Source organism: Pseudomonas fildesensis (assembly GCF_001050345.1).
GTDB lineage: Bacteria > Pseudomonadota > Gammaproteobacteria > Pseudomonadales > Pseudomonadaceae > Aquipseudomonas > Aquipseudomonas fildesensis.
On the sequence record NZ_LFMW01000024.1, the window covers coordinates 142,386 to 159,604 of the forward strand.

10 protein-coding genes and 1 pseudogene are annotated in these 17,219 nt (G+C 60.6%); 3 read left to right on the forward strand and 8 right to left on the reverse strand.

Features of this window, described 5'->3' with window-relative positions; genetic code table 11:
• Window positions 1-56: 56 nt before the first annotated feature.
• Window positions 57-1,277, reverse strand: coding sequence for an aspartate aminotransferase family protein (locus tag ACR52_RS26545; RefSeq protein WP_048731026.1), 1,221 nt, complete (start codon window positions 1,275-1,277; stop codon window positions 57-59).
• Between the two features lie 299 nt (window positions 1,278-1,576).
• Here ACR52_RS26545 and ACR52_RS26550 point away from each other — a divergent pair, with 299 nt between their 5' ends.
• Window positions 1,577-7,486: a leucine-rich repeat domain-containing protein gene (locus ACR52_RS26550; protein WP_048731027.1), complete on the forward strand. Its 5,910-nt coding sequence runs from the start codon at window positions 1,577-1,579 to the stop codon at window positions 7,484-7,486.
• Window positions 7,487-7,492: 6 nt separating this feature from the next.
• On the opposite strand, the gene argR is transcribed toward ACR52_RS26550, so the two are convergent.
• The 7 genes from argR to acs form a co-directional block, all read right to left on the reverse strand.
• The gene (gene argR, locus ACR52_RS26555) at window positions 7,493-8,473 is read right to left on the reverse strand and encodes a transcriptional regulator ArgR (RefSeq protein ID WP_048731030.1); all 981 of its coding nucleotides are present in this window, start codon (window positions 8,471-8,473) and stop codon (window positions 7,493-7,495) included.
• A gap of 268 nt (window positions 8,474-8,741) precedes the next feature.
• On the reverse strand, window positions 8,742-9,506 hold the full coding sequence (locus ACR52_RS26560; RefSeq protein WP_048731031.1) for an ABC transporter ATP-binding protein: 765 nt from the start codon (window positions 9,504-9,506) through the stop codon (window positions 8,742-8,744).
• A gap of 27 nt (window positions 9,507-9,533) precedes the next feature.
• Window positions 9,534-10,646, reverse strand: a complete 1,113-nt coding sequence (locus ACR52_RS26565) for a succinylglutamate desuccinylase/aspartoacylase family protein (RefSeq protein ID WP_048731032.1) — start codon at window positions 10,644-10,646, stop codon at window positions 9,534-9,536.
• A 1-nt stretch (window position 10,647) separates the two neighbouring features.
• A complete protein-coding gene (locus tag ACR52_RS26570) occupies window positions 10,648-11,346 on the reverse strand; it encodes an ABC transporter permease (protein ID WP_048731034.1) in 699 nt (232 codons plus the stop codon).
• Window positions 11,343-12,032 (reverse strand): ABC transporter permease, encoded by a 690-nt coding sequence (locus ACR52_RS26575; RefSeq protein WP_010208305.1) that lies wholly within the window; start codon window positions 12,030-12,032, stop codon window positions 11,343-11,345. Before ACR52_RS26575 ends, ACR52_RS26570 begins: the two co-directional genes overlap by 4 nt.
• A 91-nt stretch (window positions 12,033-12,123) precedes the next feature.
• The gene (locus ACR52_RS26580) at window positions 12,124-12,915 is read right to left on the reverse strand and encodes an ABC transporter substrate-binding protein (RefSeq protein WP_048731042.1); all 792 of its coding nucleotides are present in this window, start codon (window positions 12,913-12,915) and stop codon (window positions 12,124-12,126) included.
• A gap of 710 nt (window positions 12,916-13,625) precedes the next feature.
• Complete coding sequence (acs, locus tag ACR52_RS26585; RefSeq protein WP_048731044.1) at window positions 13,626-15,581, reverse strand: acetate--CoA ligase; 1,956 nt, start codon at window positions 15,579-15,581, stop codon at window positions 13,626-13,628.
• A 410-nt stretch (window positions 15,582-15,991) separates the two neighbouring features.
• Between acs and ACR52_RS26590 the strand changes: the two genes are divergently transcribed.
• Window positions 15,992-16,261 carry a DUF2790 domain-containing protein gene (locus ACR52_RS26590; RefSeq protein WP_048731045.1) on the forward strand — a complete coding sequence of 90 codons (270 nt, stop codon included), beginning with the start codon at window positions 15,992-15,994 and terminating at the stop codon, window positions 16,259-16,261.
• Between the two features lie 600 nt (window positions 16,262-16,861).
• Window positions 16,862-17,219, forward strand: a pseudogene (locus ACR52_RS26595) (ribonucleotide-diphosphate reductase subunit beta); the annotation flags it as partial.

Consider the following 17,219-nt stretch of genomic DNA (forward strand, 5'->3'; position numbering starts at 1 on the left):
TCCCTCGCCACAAAAGCGGCCCCCACATTTGATCCGGTCCGGCAGATAGATTTGTATCAGGCTTGCGTCAGCGTTTTTACTGCACGTTCAAAGCGGTCGAGACCTTCCTTGATATCCGCCTCTTCCACCACCAGGCTCGGCGCGAAACGCACCACGTCCGGGCCGGCTTGCAGGATCATCAGGTTTTCTTTCTCGGCCGCGTTGAACACGTCCTTGGCCTTGCCTTTGAAGGCATCGCTCAGCACGCAACCGATCAGCAGGCCCATGCCACGAACTTCGGTGAAGATGCCGTATTGCTTGCCGATCTGCTCCAGGCGTGCCTTGAACTGATCGTGCTTGGCATTGACGCCGGCCAGCACCTCTGGGGTGTTGATCACGTCGATCACTGCTTCCGCCACCGCGCACGCCAGCGGGTTGCCGCCGTAGGTGGTGCCGTGGGTGCCGACCACCAGGTGCTTGGCAAGGGCCTCCGTGGTGAGCATCGCGGCAATCGGGAAACCGCCGCCCAGGCTCTTGGCACTGGTGAGGATGTCCGGCACCACGCCGTAGTGCTGGTAGGCGAACAGGTGGCCACTGCGGCCCATGCCGGTTTGCACTTCGTCGAACACCAGCAGCGCGTTGTTCGCGTCGCACAGCTCGCGGGCGCCTTGCAGGTAGGCCAGCTCGGCCGGCAACACGCCGCCCTCGCCCTGGATCGGCTCCAGCACCACGGCGCAGGTCTTGTCCGACACGGCGGCTTTCAACGCTTCCAGGTCGTTAAAGGGGACGTGGGTGATGCCGGTGATTTTAGGACCGAAACCGTCGGAGTACTTCGACTGGCCACCGACGTTGACGGTGAACAGGGTACGGCCGTGGAAGCTGTTCAGCGCGGCGATGATCTCGTACTTCTCGGTACCGAAACGGTCGAACGCGACGCGACGGGCCAGCTTGAACGCGGCCTCGTTGGCTTCGGCGCCGGAGTTGCAGAAGAACACACGCTCGGCAAACGTGGCGTCGATCAGCTTATGCGCCAGGCGCAAGGCCGGCTCATTGGTGAACACGTTGGAGACATGCCACAACTTGTTGGCCTGTTCGGTCAGTGCGCCGACCAGCGCCGGGTGGGCGTGACCCAAAACGTTAACCGCGATGCCGCCGGCAAAGTCGATCAGCTCGCGACCCGACTGGTCCCACACGCGTGAACCTTCGCCACGCACAGGGATGAATGCGGCAGGTGCGTAGTTGGGAACCATGACCTGGTCGAAATCGGCACGTTGCACCGGGGCTTGCTCAACGGACATCGGAGTCTCCTGAAGAGGAACGCCTGCCTGGAACTGGCGGGCGATGCAGGGATTGTAAGGACAGTTTTCAGTGCGGCCTTGCCGCCAAGCGACAACTTCTTATAGCGCCAACCCGCGATTTTCGCGGGTTTACGCCAATGCGACAAATAGCATCGCAATGGCGCAGTTTAAACCGTGCGACCGTCCAGCGTCAGGGTCGGCCAGTACCGATTTACGCCCTGTGCCTAATTATCTAACCCGGATCGTCACCGGCGAGCTGTTCTGCTGATGGGCTCATCTCCCCTTCAGGAAGCTTTGCCATGAGCCAACACCTCCCCGAGCGCGCCATCGAGCGGCTACTACCGGTGCGCGATCTGCATCACGACGTGCTCAAAAACGCGATCCCCGACTGGCTGGGCACCGCCTCGGCGTCGCGTCGCCATGCCTTGAAAACCAGCGCCCCGACCTCCCCAGCCGGGCAGGACCCTGCGTTGAAGCCCTTGATCCGCCAGGCCTGGATCACCCAAAACCAGCTCGACAGTGCCCTCGACGCACTCCAGTCCCCTGCCGACTTCGCCGCGCCCGTGCTGCAACAAGCGCTCAAACAGCGCTTCGGTGTAGAGCAGGATGTACGCAGCACCTACCTGCGCCTGTATGTGCCCGCCTCGGTGCCCTGGTTTCCCATCCGTACCGGCGCAACGCGGGCCTGGACCGTGTCGCTGCTTGACGCAGCGCTGCACAACTTTCAGGCATCGGAGACCGCTGACGACGCCTACGAGCGCAACTCCGCCTTTATCACCCAGCCCACCGCCACCGGGCGTTTCGACACCCTGCCCGATATTGCTACTCGCCTCAGCATCCCTGATTTCACGCGGCTGTGCCGCGAACTGGACCTCGGCGCGCAATACAACGCCTACCTCGAACGTTATCTGGACCTCAACAACCCGGTGGCCCGTACATACCTGCGGCAACGCTTCGACGCCAGCCAAATCGCCAGCCTCAAAGTCGCCATGCACATGGCGCGCATCAACGGCGACCTCAGTGAGGCCCACTTTCTGCGCCTGCAACAACTGCTGCACAACCCGGAGGGTTGCGACACCCTGCGTTGCCATGCCTTGAGCATCATGAACAGCACGCTGACGGGCATTGTGCTGTTCACCACCGCCGACCTTGAGCACGCCCGCCATGAGGTGCCGGTCATCGCCTATATCCCGGACGCCCCGCAGCGCCCGCTCAAAACCTACAACTCCAGCACGCAATTCATGCAGGCCTTGACCGCCGACCTGCGTCAACCGGCCTATCAGCAGTTCTTCAGTCGTTTTGTGAACCACGACGAACGCGGGCATTTTTTTGCCGACCTCGGCCAGCGCCTGTCCCGCGTCACCTGGCACCCGCACACCCGTGGCGACCCGCGCCCCACCTGGCGGGATACGCCGGTCGACACACCCGAGCTGCAGTTTTCCGTCACACCGGTCAATGGCTCGGTGCTGGCGCATTTGTACCAGACCAAACTGAGCAAGCTGTTCAACGACGCCCGTACCCAGGCCGTGTCCACCGCCAGCGCCGACCAGAAAACCCGCTGGGAACGCTGGAGTCTGTTCGAAAAAATTGGCTCGGCCGTGCTGCAGATTGCCGTGCTGATCGCCGCGCCGTTTATCCCGCCCCTGGGCCTGGCGATGCTGGGCTACACCGCGTATCAACTGCTGGATGACGCGTTCGAGGGCATCATCGACTGGGCCGAAGGCCTCAAGACCCAAGCCTTCGGGCACTTGATGTCGGTGCTGGAGCAAATGGTCCAACTGGGCATGTTCGCGGTCGGCCTGCCGATTGCCGAGGGTTTGTTGCGCCAGCATTTGCCTGCCGAAATATGGCAATTCTTCGACCGTTTTAAACCCGTCACCCTGCCCGATGGTCAGTCACGCCTGTGGCAACCGGACCTCACGCCTTATGCCCAGGATGTAACGCTGCCCAAGGGATCGAGCGCCAGCCCGCTTGGACTGCACCCGCACGGCGAGCAGGACATCCTGCCCTTGTCCGGCAAGCACTACGCCCTGGGCCTGGACCCGGTCACCCAAACCCACTATTTCGAGCACCCCAGCCGCCCCAATGCCTATCGCCCGACAGTGACCAGCAACGGCCAGGGCACCTGGGTGAGTGAACTCGACCAGCCTCTGAGCTGGGACAGCGCCACGTTGATGCGGCGCCTGGGCCATCAGGTCGAGAGCTTTACCGACGCCCAACTGGAGCAGATTCGCCAAATCAGCGGTATCGACGACAGCGCATTGCGCAAACTCTACGTGACGCATCAAACCCTGCCACCGCTGCTCGCCGACACCCTCAAGCGCTTCAAGATCGACCAGGACCTGCACACCTTCATCCGCCAGATGAACAGTGACGACCCCGCCGTTCAGGCACTGGCCAACCCCCAGACCCAGCTTCTGCTGCTGACCAATTATGGCCTGTGGCCCAGCAGCAAAACCCTGCGACTGATCGACAGCCAGGGGCGCACCCGCTGGGAAATCCTTGGCAGCAATGGCGCCAGCGTCGCACAGCTCCACGAGGCTCAAATGCGCAATGGCGACCTGCTCAAGACGGTGCTCGAAGCACTCGATGAGCCCCAGAGAAAGACCTTGCTGGAGGAGGCGTTCGGCCTCCCGGCCAGCTCACTGGACGCTCGTACACGGACCCTCAGGAAAAAACTCGCGCAACTGGCGCAGGACAAGCGCTGGTCCCTGTTCGAGTCGGCGTATCGCGGCGTTGAACGCACCGACGATACGCAACTGACCACGCTTATCGACGCCTCACCCGGCTTGCCGGTGAGCGCCGCCGAAACCTTGCGCGCCATCGCCAGCACCGAAGAGCTTCGCGCCATCGACCAGGGGAAAGTGCCACCGCGCCTGAGCGCACTGGCTGAAGAAACACTGCAAGAAGTGCGCTCCAGCCGCGCCTATGAAGGGCTGTACCTGGACAACATCGATAATAACCTCGACACCCACCGCCTGGCGTTGCACACCCTGCCTGACCTGCCGAACTGGCCTGCGCAATTGCGTATCGAAGTCAGAAACGACACGCTCACCGGCACTCTGCGCGACGCTATCGGCGATGCCCGCGCCGCCACCCAGCGCACGCTGATCTTCACCGCCAACGGCGACTATGTGCCCGCCGACAGCAGTGGCGAGCTCTTTGGCGAAACCGACTTTTACACCGCCCTGCTCCAGGCCCTGCCCGATCAGGCACGCAACACAGTGGGGATTCATATCGGCCAGGGCCCGGTCTTGCGCCAGGCGATAGCCCGCCATGCCCTGCATCACTCGCACCTGCGCGCGTTGCTCTCAGGCGTTCCCACGGGAAAACCGGCCTACGACCCGAGCACCATGCGACTGCGTGGCGGTATGCAAGGTTATCGCCTGGCACCGGCTCCAGGCCCCTTACGCGAACTGACACCGCATGAACAAGCGCAGCAGTTGTTCCCGGCGTTGCCGCACACACAGATCGACAGCATTCTGCGAAACCTGCAGCCAACGCCTGGCGGACTCATCAGCGCACTGACCGCGTTGCGCGTCGAATATCAACAACTGGAGTACGACTTGAATGCCTGGGTCAACGCCACGCCGCGCCTGGCTCCGGATTCACAGGGGCGACAGGAACTCGCCTATGCCAGGCACAGCCGCCAGGCCTGGGCCTATGAAATGCGCCGAGCCTGGCGCCTGGAAACCCCGATTGACGACTACTACGAGCCGCCCATACCCAATGGCTATCAACTGCACTTGAGAGGGACGATTTCCGGCCTTCCTCCCGTTATTTCAGCGCGCTTCGCACACATTTCCCACCTGACACTGGAGGGCGAACAGGGGCTGCTGGAGATCAACGTCTTTCTGTCGACGTTTCCCATGCTGCGCCGTCTGACGGTACGCACGATCAACCTGGGAAGGCTGCCGGAAAACATCCCCTCGATGCCCGCGCTCAAGGAACTGACCCTCAGCGACTGCAACATCACCTTGAGCCCATCGGCCCTGGCTTCGCTGTCAAACATGACCGCGCTCGAATCCCTGGACCTCTTCAACAACCCCTTGGGGCAGGTACCCAGCGTCGAACGCATGCAGGACCTGAACTTCCTCGACCTGAGCAATACCGGTATCAGCGAGCTGCCGGCCGGCGTCCTGCAACGCCAGCATCTGGAAACTGCGCTGTTCAAGGAAAACCGTATTCACACGCTGCCCGCCGCGCTTTTCGAGCTTCCCGTGCACACCAGTCATTCGTTCGACTTTTCCGGCAATCCGCTGTCACGCCAGACACTGGAGCAGGTCAAGGCTTACTTCCAGCGCACCGGTAGCTATTGGGAAGTCGATGCCGACCCGGTGGATACCGCCAGTGCAAAAATGCTGTTTCCGCGCTTTACCCGCGACGGGATCAATCGCCTGATTTTCGGCCTGCCGGGCAACCTGGAAAGCGGCAAAATCGAGTTGGCCCGACTGGAGCTTGACTACCAGAACCTGGGCCGTGAACTGGACGTTTGGGTGCGCACACCCGACATAGGCGAAACCGAATCAGGCAGGCGCGAGGCCTTCAAACACGCCTTGCTGGCCGGTTGGCGCAGGGAGATACCGCAAGACGAATACAGCAACGGCGTCATGCCCACTTATGAACTGGAAATCAGCGCGCCCATCAACGGCACGTTACCGACACTCAGTACCCGGTTCAACCACGTATCGTCACTCACACTCAGCGGCGATCAGAGCGCACTCAAACTGGAACGCTTGCTCGAGAGCTTTCCAGCCCTGCAAACCCTGGTTATAAAAAACTACTCGCTGGGCGATATTCCCGAGCCGATCTTTCAGCAGGCGACGCTCACCGTGCTGAGCCTTGAGCACTGCAACCTGCGGCTTTCAGCGAGCAGTACAAAGGCCCTGGAAGGCATGACAGCGCTTGAGCAACTGAACCTCAGCGACAACCCTCTGCTGGGGCAAGTGCCGAACGTTGCCCACATGAAGGTACTGACCCGGCTCAGGCTGCAAAACACCGGCATCAGCGAGATTCCGGCGAGCTTGCTGGATAACCGCCAATCCGAACTGGTCGACCTCAGCCACAATGCGATCAAGGAAATTCCCCCACAACTGTTCGAAAGGCCGGCGTCGGTCACCCGCGCGTTTGACCTGTCGGCCAACCCCTTGTCACCGGCCACCCTGCAACGGCTCAAAGGTTATTGCCAGCGTACCGGCGAACACCTCAGGGCCGATGCTGCGGACAGCGAACACACGCGTATTGCGGCCCTGTACCCGTCGTTCACTACCTCCGAGGTCAACCGCTTTATCTTCAGCGTGCCAGGCGACATGGAGGCGATTCCCGGAGAAATCACCCGCCTGGAAAACGAGTACGCCACGTTAGACGCCGATCTGACGAGCTGGGCGCTGAACGTGCCGCAACGACACCCCCTGCTCGATGTGGTGCTGGACGAGCAGGCGCGAGCCGAGGAACAGATCCAGCGTTTCGAGATCAAGCGCCTGCTGGAGGAAGGCTGGCGCCGTGAGAGTGAAATCGACGCGCTCAACGGCGGCCAGGAAGCCACCCACAAAATGGAGTTCGACACACCGATCCTCGGCGACCTGCCCGACTTGAGTGCGCGCTTCGAACACGTTTCGCTGCTGGAACTAAGAGGCCTGGGAACCACCACCAACGTCGAAGGCGTCGCGCGCTGCTTCCCCAACGTGACAACCTTGCTGCTGGATAAGTACACCCTGGGCGACATCCCCACGCGGGTGTTCAACCTGCGACGGCTGACCAGCCTGACCCTCACGGAATGCAGGATCCGCCTGGGCGCCGAGGCCGCTGCCAAGCTTCGCGACCTGCACAACCTGGAATACCTGGACCTTAGCGATAACCCGTTGAGTCAAGCGCCAGCGCTGGACAACATGCCCAAGCTGGAGACCCTGTACCTGCAAAATTGTGGACTCAGCGAAGTGCCTGTCGGCGTGTTCGATCGTCCGTTCCTGAGCACCGTAGACCTGAGTGACAACGCGATCAGTGACATCCCGGCCAACCTCCTGCAAATGTCCAGGCAATGGAATGACGACTCCGACCTCAGCGGCAACCCGCTGTCGGTCGAAAGCCTGAACCATCTTCGGCAGTATTTTCGCCAGACCGGCAATGATTTGCAGGTGGATGAAGCCGCGGTAAATGACCAGGGCCAACCCCTGATCCCGCCGCCCACACCCGAGCCGATGGAGGAGTAACCAGCGTCAGCCGCGTTCCGACGGCACCGACGACAACTCGAACGGGCTGCTGCTGCGCCGCTGGTTGCGGTCTTCACGGGGGGTGGCGCCGAAGAAGTTGCGGTAGGCGCTGGAGAAGTGCGGCCCCGAGGAGAAGCCGCACGACAGGCCGATCTGAATGATCGACTTGCTGGTTTGCATGAGCATCTGGCGGGCCTTGTTCAGGCGCAGTTCCAGGTAGTACTGGCTGGGGACGCGATTGAGGTATTGCTTGAAGATCCGCTCCAGTTGTCGTCGCGACACGCATACGTGTTGGGCGATTTCGTCGGTGGTCAGCGGTTCTTCGATGTTGGCTTCCATCAACAGAACAGCTTGGGTCAGCTTGGGATGGCTGGAGCCCAGGCGGTTTTGCAGCGGGATGCGCTGGCGCTCGCCACCTTCACGGATGCGCTCCACCACCAGCTCTTCCGACACCGCACCGGCCAGTTCGGCGCCGTGGTCACGGGCCAGCACCGCCAGCAACAGGTCGAGTACCGACATGCCACCGCAGGCGGTCAGGCGGTCACGGTCCCAGTCAAACAGGTGGCTGGTGGCAATGACCTTGGGGAAACGCTCGGCGAAATCGTCCTGCCAGCGCCAGTGCACGGCGGCGCGGTAACCGTCGAGCAAGCCAAGCTGGGCCAACGGATAGACACCGGCCGACAGGCCGCCGATCACACAACCGGCCCGCACCAGCTGCTTGAGAGCGGTACTGAGCTGGGAGGCAATGGCGGTCGGCGGTTCGTCCGCCAGCAGGAACAGTTTCTGGAAGCCTTCGAGCTTGCCGGCCCACGGTTCGCCGGGCAGTTTCCAGGCGCCTTCGGTCGCAGGTTCGGCCTGCAGGAACGAGAGTTCGTACACCACGTCCGGATGCACCCGCTGAGCAACGCGCAAAGCCTCCTCAGCCAGCGCAAGCGTCAGTGCTTTTGTGCTGGGCCAAATCAGGAAACCAATTCGATGGGCGGTCATGGAGGGCTATCCGAAGCGAGTAACAGTAATGAAGACAAGGGCCAATGCTAGCCCGTAAACCAACACAAATCTCAAAACAAATGGAGCTGGCCTGCCTCCTCTGTGGCGAGGGAGCTTGCTCCCGTTGGGCTGCGAAGCAGCCCCATCAAGAGCGCCACATTTTCAGAGACGTTCTGCGGCGAAAATTCTGGGGCTGCTACGCAGCCCAACGGGAGCAAGCTCCCTCGCCACAAGGATGCCCTATATCAGTGCACAGCGGCAGCCTTGATTATTTCAAGCTGCCGGACAGGAACTGCTGCAACCGCTCGGACTGCGGGTTCACCAGCACTTCGCGCGGGTTGCCGCGTTCTTCGACGATGCCTTTGTGCAAGAACACCAACTGGTTGGAGACTTCACGGGCAAAGCCCATTTCGTGGGTCACCACCACCATGGTCCGGCCTTCCTGGGCCAGGTCCTGCATCACCTTGAGCACTTCGCCGACCAGCTCCGGGTCCAGGGCCGACGTCGGCTCGTCGAACAGCATCACTTCAGGTTCCATCGCCAGGGCACGGGCAATCGCCACGCGCTGCTGCTCGCCACCGGACATGTGGCCGGGGAACGCATCCTTACGATGGCCCACGCCGACCTTGGCCAGGTAATGCTCGGCCTTTTCACGCGCGTCTTTTTTCGACATGCCCAGCACGTGCACCGGCGCTTCCATCACGTTTTCCAGCGCGGTCATGTGCGACCACAGGTTGAAATGCTGGAACACCATCGACAGGCGCGAACGCATGCGTTGCAACTGTTTCGGGTCGGCAGCCTTCAGGGCGCCTTCCTTGTTGGCCACCAGTTTCAGCTCTTCGTTATTGAGCAGAATCTTGCCGGCGTGGGGTTGCTCGAGCAGGTTGATGCAGCGCAAAAAGGTACTTTTGCCCGAACCACTGGACCCGATGATGCTGATCACATCACCGGCCGCGGCGGCCAGGGATACACCTTTGAGTACTTCATGACTGCCATAGCGTTTATGCAGGTCTTGGACTTCAAGTTTGTACATGCGGTCGGTTCTCACAAAAACAGGTGGTCAGTCGTTGAGCAAGCGCCCGTGACGCAGCGCTTCGCGCCCCGCCACCTTGGCCAGCCAGAAACCCGCTTGGGCATAACGTAGCCGTTCAACGGCAAACAACACCCCCGAGGTGCCCGCGCGGATGATGCTTACGCGGTCTTCCAGAGGGTCAATCACTTCAAAAATCGGCTCGCCGGTTTCCACCCAGTCACCGGCTTTACGCAGGTAACTGATCACCCCGGCATGGGGCGCGAACAGCAATTCGGTGCCTTCGAAGGGGACGCCTTCGCAGGGCTCGTGTTGCGGCGCCGGCCATTCGCCCTTGATCAGGCCTTGTTCGGCGAGGAACGCGAGGATGCCTTCGGCGTGGAAAATCGCCTCGTCGCGGCCAGTGTCGGCCTGGCCACCCAACTCCAGGGTGGTCGCCAGGCAAGCCAGGGGGATCTGCGCCTCGGGGAACGCCCGGGACAAACGCAGCCACGGCAGCGAGCAGGCTTCATCAAACGAGCTGCCGCCAGAATCTTCCGCAAGCAGGCCGACTTTCACATTCAAGTGCGCCGACAGCGAACGCCACTGCGGCCAGTGCTGGGGCAGCGCGTACATGTGCAGCGCAGCTTCGGCGTCGCAATGCAGGTCGAGGACGATGTCGGCGGTGCACGCGTGGCCCAGCAATACGCGCTGCATGCCTTGCAGCTGGCTGCTCGGCTCGGGCAACGCGTTAAGCGCATCGCTCATTGCCTGGCGGATCAGGCGCACATTGGCGTGAGGGTCATCGCCCAGCTTGCCTTCCAGCAACGCGGCAACCGGCTCGCTCAATTCGACGAAATCGCGGTTAAAGTTTTTGCCGCTGCCAATCTCGAAACGCCCCTGGTGGCTGCCTTGCAACAGCTGGCCGAGGCCCATCGGGTTGGCCACCGGCACCAGCTCAATCACGCCGTTGAGGGCGCCCTGCTGTTCCAGTTCGGCGAGGCGTTTTTTCAGCTCCCAGGCGGCGCGCATGCCGGGCAATTCATCGGCGTGCAGGCTGGCCTGGATATAGGCCTTGCGCTCGCCGCTGCCGAAACGGAACACGCTCAGTTGGCGCTCGCAGCCCAGGTGGCCCCAGGGCAACAGGTGATCGATACGTTCCATATCAGTGCTTCCGTGGAGCCAGGTAGCTCAGCCAGCGGCGCTCTGCCAACTTGAACAGGCGCACCAGGATGAAGGTCAGGCACAGGTAGAACACGCCGGCGGTGATATAGGCTTCGAACGGCAGGTAGTACTGCGCGTTCACCGTGCGCGCGGCACCGGTGATGTCGATCAAGGTGACGATGGACGCCAGGCTGGTGGTCTGCAGCATCATGATCACTTCGTTGCTGTACTGCGGCAGCGCGCGGCGCAGGGCCGACGGCAGCAGGATGCGGCGGTACAGCTTGTAGCGCGACATGCCCATGGCCTTGGCCGCTTCAATCTCCCCGTTAGGGGTGGACTTGAGGCTACCGGCAATGATCTCGGCGGTGTAGGCGCTGGTGTTGATCGCAAACGCCAGGCACGCACAGAACGTGGCGCTGGACAGCAGCGGCCACAGGAAGCTCTCGCGTACCGCTTCAAACTGGGCCAGGCCGTAGTAGATCAAAAACAGCTGCACCAGCATCGGCGTGCCGCGAATTACATAGGTGTAGAGCCAGGCGACGCCGTTGACGACCGGCTGCTTGGACACGCGCATCAAGCCCAGGGGCAACGCGGCGAGCAGGCCGAAGAACAGCGAGATGGCGAGCAATTTGAGGGTGGTCAGCAGGCCGCCAAGGTACAGCGGCATGGCCTCCCAGATGACGTTGTAGTCGAAGATCATAGATCAGCCGCCCTTACGCCTACCGAGTAGCGCTTCTCAAGATGACGCAAGGCCAGCAACGACACGCTGGTGATCACCAGGTACATCGCCGCCACTGCGAGGAAGAAGGTAAAAGGCTCGCGGGTGGCATCTGCCGCCTGCTTGGCCTTGAACATCATGTCTTGCAGGCCCACCACCGAAATCAGCGCGGTGGCCTTGGTGAGAACCAGCCAGTTGTTGGTGAAACCAGGGATAGCCAGCCGAATCATCTGCGGCACCATCACCCGGAAAAACACCTGGAAACTGCTCATGCCATACGCAAGGCCGGCTTCGGCCTGGCCCTTGGGGATGGCCATGAAGGCGCCACGGAAGGTCTCCGAGAGGTAGGCGCCAAAGATGAAACCCAGGGTGCCGATGCCGGCGGCCAAGGGGTTCAAGTCAATATAGTCGTCATAGCCGAGCATCGGCGCGACGCGGTTAAGCAGGTCCTGGCCACCGTAGAAAATCAGCAGGATCAGCACCAGGTCGGGGATCCCGCGGATCACCGTGGAGTACAAGTCACCCAGCCAGGCCAACCAGCGCACCGGCGACAGGCGTAACGCGACCCCGATCAGACCCAGAACAATGGCCAAGGCCATGGACGACAAGGCGAGCTGAAGCGTCAACCATGCGCCATCGAGGATGACGGCCCCGTAGCCTTTCAACATGATTCAGGTCCTCGAAAAGGGGGATGAAAAAATGGCGCAAACCTCAGGAATTCTGTTGCTTGCGCCATTTTTGACAGACTGCTGCGACGATTTACTTGGCGGCGGTTTCAGGGCCGTAAATGTCGAAGTTGAAGTACTTGTCCTGGATTGCCTTGTACTTGCCGCTGGCACGGATCGCGGTGATAGCTGCGTTGATGCGGTCCAGGTTTTCCTTGTCGCCCTTGCGTACCGCGATGCCTACGCCGTCACCGAAGTATTTGACGTCGGTGAACGCTGGGCCGGTGAACGCGTAGCCTTTACCGGCCGGCGTGTCGAGGAAACCTTCCTGCAACAGGGTAGCGTCTGCCACGGTGCCGTCGAGGCGACCGGCTTCCACGTCCAGGTAGATTTCGTTCTGCGAGCTGTAAGGAACCACTGTGGCACCTTTAGGGGCCAGGACTTCCTTGGCAAAACGGTCGTGGATCGAACCGCGCTGCACGCCGATCTTCTTGCCTTTCAATTCATCCAGGCTGTCGCTGACGGTGGTGCCTTCCTTCAACACCAGGCGCGCTGGAGTCAGGTAGTAGCGGTTGGTGAAGTCCACGGACTTCTTGCGGTCTTCGGTGATGGACATGGACGACAGGATCGCGTCGATCTTGCGTACTTTCAGCGCCGGGATCAGGCCGTCGAATTCCTGCTCGACCCAGGTGCACTTGACCTTCATCTCTTCGCACAGGGCGTTGCCGATGTCGTAGTCAAAACCGACGATGCTGCCATCCGGCGCCTTCGAGGCAAACGGAGGGTAAGCGGCTTCGATACCAATTTTCAGAGGCTTGCCTTCGGCGAAAGCCTGCATGGACAGCACGGACAGCGCCAGGGCGCCCAACAGCACAAGTTTCTTCATCTTGGGACTCCATCGGTATAGGGCAAAACAGCAGTATGAGCCATGGCCCACGATGCGACTGAGTGAAACCGAATAGCGGTGCTGCGTCCTGCACCAGTTCAATACCAGCGACGACGAGCGAGTGATCGGCATTCTAACGACAGGCCGGAAGCCGATATTTCCTCAATGCGACAACAATTTACAGAAGCACCGAGAAAGCGGTTCCAGCACATTGACAGCCCCTGGATTTTATGTAGAGGCAAAAGATATTAAACCTGTTAACGCTGCAAGTTGCGGGCCTATTATTCGCAAACCCTTCTAGCACGGCAAGTCTGGCGTTTAATCTTATTACCCAAGGTGTCTAAAACGCGGTTTATTGGGGCGTGAGCGTAGCCCTTTGCCTCATGTTTGGGCGATGGGTTACACATTTGGCTTCAACGGTAACATTCAGAAACGTCCTGCGAGAGAAACCGATATTTATTGGCCTGGGGGTTACTGATCGATCCCACGCTCCGCGTACTGATCGGTACTGATCGTTCCCACGCTCCGCGTGGGAATGCAGCCCAGGACGCTCCGCGTCCGCTCTTAAAGTCGTGACGCAGAGCGTCACAGGAGGCATTCCCACGCAAAGCGTGGGAACGATCAGTACGCAGAGCGTGGGAACGATCTGCGCGCACAAAAAAGCCCCACCCGGCTTACACCGAGTGGGGCCGCGTCCCACAAACCCCGCCTTACGCTGCGTTCATGGTCTTGTGCGTTTCAATCAAATGCGCCACCACACCTGGGTCCGCCAGGGTGGAGATATCCCCCAACCCGTCGTAATCAGCCGTGGCGATCTTGCGCAAAATCCGGCGCATGATTTTCCCCGAACGTGTCTTCGGCAAGCCCGGCGCCCACTGGATGACATCCGGCGAAGCAATCGGCCCGATCTCTTTACGCACCCAGTTCTTCAACTCCAGGCGCAGCGCTTCGTTCGGCTCTTCGCCGTTTTTCAGGGTGACATACACATAGATGCCCTGGCCCTTGATGTCATGCGGCACACCCACCACCGCCGCCTCGGCGACTTTAGGGTGAGCAACCATCGCACTTTCAATCTCGGCAGTGCCCATGCGGTGGCCGGACACGTTCAGCACGTCATCCACACGGCCGGTGATCCACCAGTAGCCATCTTCATCGCGACGAGCGCCGTCGCCCGTGAAGTACATGCCACGGAAGGTCTTGAAGTAGGTGTCGACAAACCGGTCATGGTCGCCGTACAGGGTACGGGCCTGGCCTGGCCACGAATCGAGAATCACCAGGTTGCCTTCGGCAGCGCCTTCGATGATGTTGCCCAGGTTGTCCACCAGCGCCGGCACCACGCCAAAGAACGGCCGTGCCGCCGAACCCGGCTTGAGCGCATGAGCGCCCGGCAGCGGGCTCATCAGGGTGGCGCCGGTTTCGGTCTGCCACCAGGTGTCGACGATCGGGCAACGGGATTGGCCGACGTTCTTGTAGTACCAGTCCCACGCTTCCGGGTTAATCGGCTCACCCACCGAACCCAGCAGGCGCAAGCTGCTGCCATCGACGCCTTCGCAGGCAGCGGTGCCGGAAGCCATCATCGCGCGGATCGCGGTCGGCGCGGTGTAGAGGATATTGACCTTGTGCTTGTCGACGATCTTGCCCACCCGGGTAATGTCCGGATAGTTCGGCACGCCTTCGAACAGCAGCGTGGTCGCGCCGTTGGCCAATGGGCCGTAGACGATGTAAGTGTGGCCGGTGACCCAGCCGACGTCGGCGGTGCACCAGTAAACTTCACCTGGACGGTAGTCGAACACGCGCTCGTGAGTCAGGGCCGCATACAACAGGTAGCCGCCGGTGGTGTGCTGCACGCCCTTCGGCTTGCCGGTGGAGCCCGAGGTATAAAGGATGAACAGCGCCTCTTCAGCGCCCATCTCTTTCGGCGCACACACGGTGCCCGCCACTTTCATCAGGTCTTCGTACCAGATGTCGCGATGCTGGTTCCACTTGATCGTGCCACCGGTGCGCTTGCACACGATGACTTTCTGGATGCTGCTGGTTTCCGGGTTGGTCAGGGCGTCGTCGACGTTGGCCTTCAGCGGAATTTTCTTACCGGCGCGGATGCCTTCGTCAGCGGTGATCACCACCTTCGACTTACAGTCGATGATGCGACCAGCCAGAGCCTCCGGCGAGAAACCGCCAAACACCACCGAGTGAATCGCACCGATGCGGGTACACGCCAGCATGGCGACCACGGCTTCGGGGATCATCGGCATATAGATAGTCACCACATCGCCGCGGTGCACGTCCTGGCCACGCAGGGCGTTGGCGAACTTGCAGACTTCTTCATGCAGCTCGCGGTAGGTGATGGTGCGGCTCTCGGCAGGGTCATCGCCCTCCCAGATAATCGCCGCCTGGTCGCCACGCTCGGCGAGGTGACGGTCCAGGCAGTTGTAGGAAACGTTCAGGGTGCCATCGGCGAACCACTTGATGTCGACATGGTGATCGTCGAAAGAGGTCTGCTTCACCACGGTGAAAGGCTTGACCCAGTCAAGGCGCTTGGCTTGCTCACGCCAGAAACCATCGGGATTGACCACCGACTGCTGGTACATGGCCTTGTAGGTCGCCTCGTCGGTCAGCGTGTTGGCTGCTACTTCGGGGCGAACGGGGTACAGGGAAGCCGCACTCATCTTTCTTACCTCGGTGACATAGTTGTTGTTGTATGGCCCAGTTGTAGCCGGGGTGAGCCTATAGAACCATTCGACGATGGTAGTAACAAGACCCTACAAATTGCCCTGGCATCCCGGTTTGCAGCTCTAGCCCGCTGGCGGCGGCGCTCTGCGGCTTTGTGAAAAAAGCTTTACCACGGGATTGTTACAAAATCCGCCAATAGTGTTTATCAAAAGCACGGGTATATGAATATAACGCCCAGGCCTAGAATCAACTCCGCCAACCAAGGCACCGTGGTTAACACGGCAGTGATTAACAACGTAACAGCCCCCACGAAGGCACGTTAATCCGAACTAACCGATCCTAAGTTATACACGTGGCCTAACAAGGCCCCGTGACCCCTTACGCCCTGAAGAAGGTAAATAGAGAAATGAAAGCTTTATTAGTTATGGCCCTCAGCAGCTTGTGCGCCACCGCCGCCCTGGCCGACGAGGCCCCGACTGAGCTTGCCGGCCAGAACGCCCCGATTGTTGAGGACTACACTTACAGTACCCACCTGGACGTTGCCAAAGTCTTGTCCATGAGCAGTATTCCGGAAGTGTGCGAAGTAGTGCCGGTGAAGATGGAATATGAAGATTCGCAAGGTCAGCGTCACATTCTTAATTATCATGTGATGGGTAATGGTTGCTCTAACGGGTAACAACTTCGTTAGTCAGGTTTAGTCCTGATTTTGTTCGCCGCAAGAAATCGTTCTTGCGGCAAAGAGCCAGTCTCTGACACACCTCGGTCCAAATGTGGGAGCGGGCTTGCTCGCGATGACGGTTTCAGCCTTCACTCAACCCCAAAGCCCCCCACTGAACCCACCGCATCTCCCCGAAAAAAGTACTCCCCTGTCCCCGGCAATAAATAGCCCACCGCCTGTCAAAAAATTCCTACCCCGCCAACCCCCCGTAAACCCTCACTCTGGCTCAAATAGCAGCCTTCTTGTGTGCTGGCCGAGACCATCCGCCGCAACACAAACCCGATTTTTTCCCTATAATGCGCGAGTAAATCGGGCCTGCAATATCCCTTTACACTGGGATGAAGAGCCAGACCTGAGGCCCCCGCTGGAGCAAGCACCTACCGCTCCGCCCCTCAAGCCTCAAGCAGAGCACCCGTTACCCAATTCCGTTTAATGCCTGCGCGAGCTGTTGCAACAAACGATTCCTTAAGATCCACCGCGGCCCTAGGGCCGTGTGAACACCCAACCATCCGGTTTCACACGGGCACCTTTGAGCCCTCACGCAGGAGACGACACGTCATGCTGAGCTGGGACGAATTCGACAAAGAAGAAGGCGAAGTAGCCGCTAAAGGCGCCAACGCCGGCCACGCCACCGAAGCCAACATGGACCGCCTCGACGGTGCCGGCGCTGCCGCCGCCATCGAAGCCCGCGCCGTCACCGCCAATGACTCCGCCGCCATCGTCCGCGCCAAGGCTGCCCTCGACAAACTCGACGTCGCCGAAGGCCTCGCCGAACTCGAAGGCTCCGCCGCCCGCGTCGCCGTTGACGAAAAGCGCATGATCAACTGCCGCGCCGACCTCAACCAACTCGTACCCTTCAAGTACGACTGGGCCTGGCAAAAGTACCTCGACGGCTGCGCCAACCACTGGATGCCGC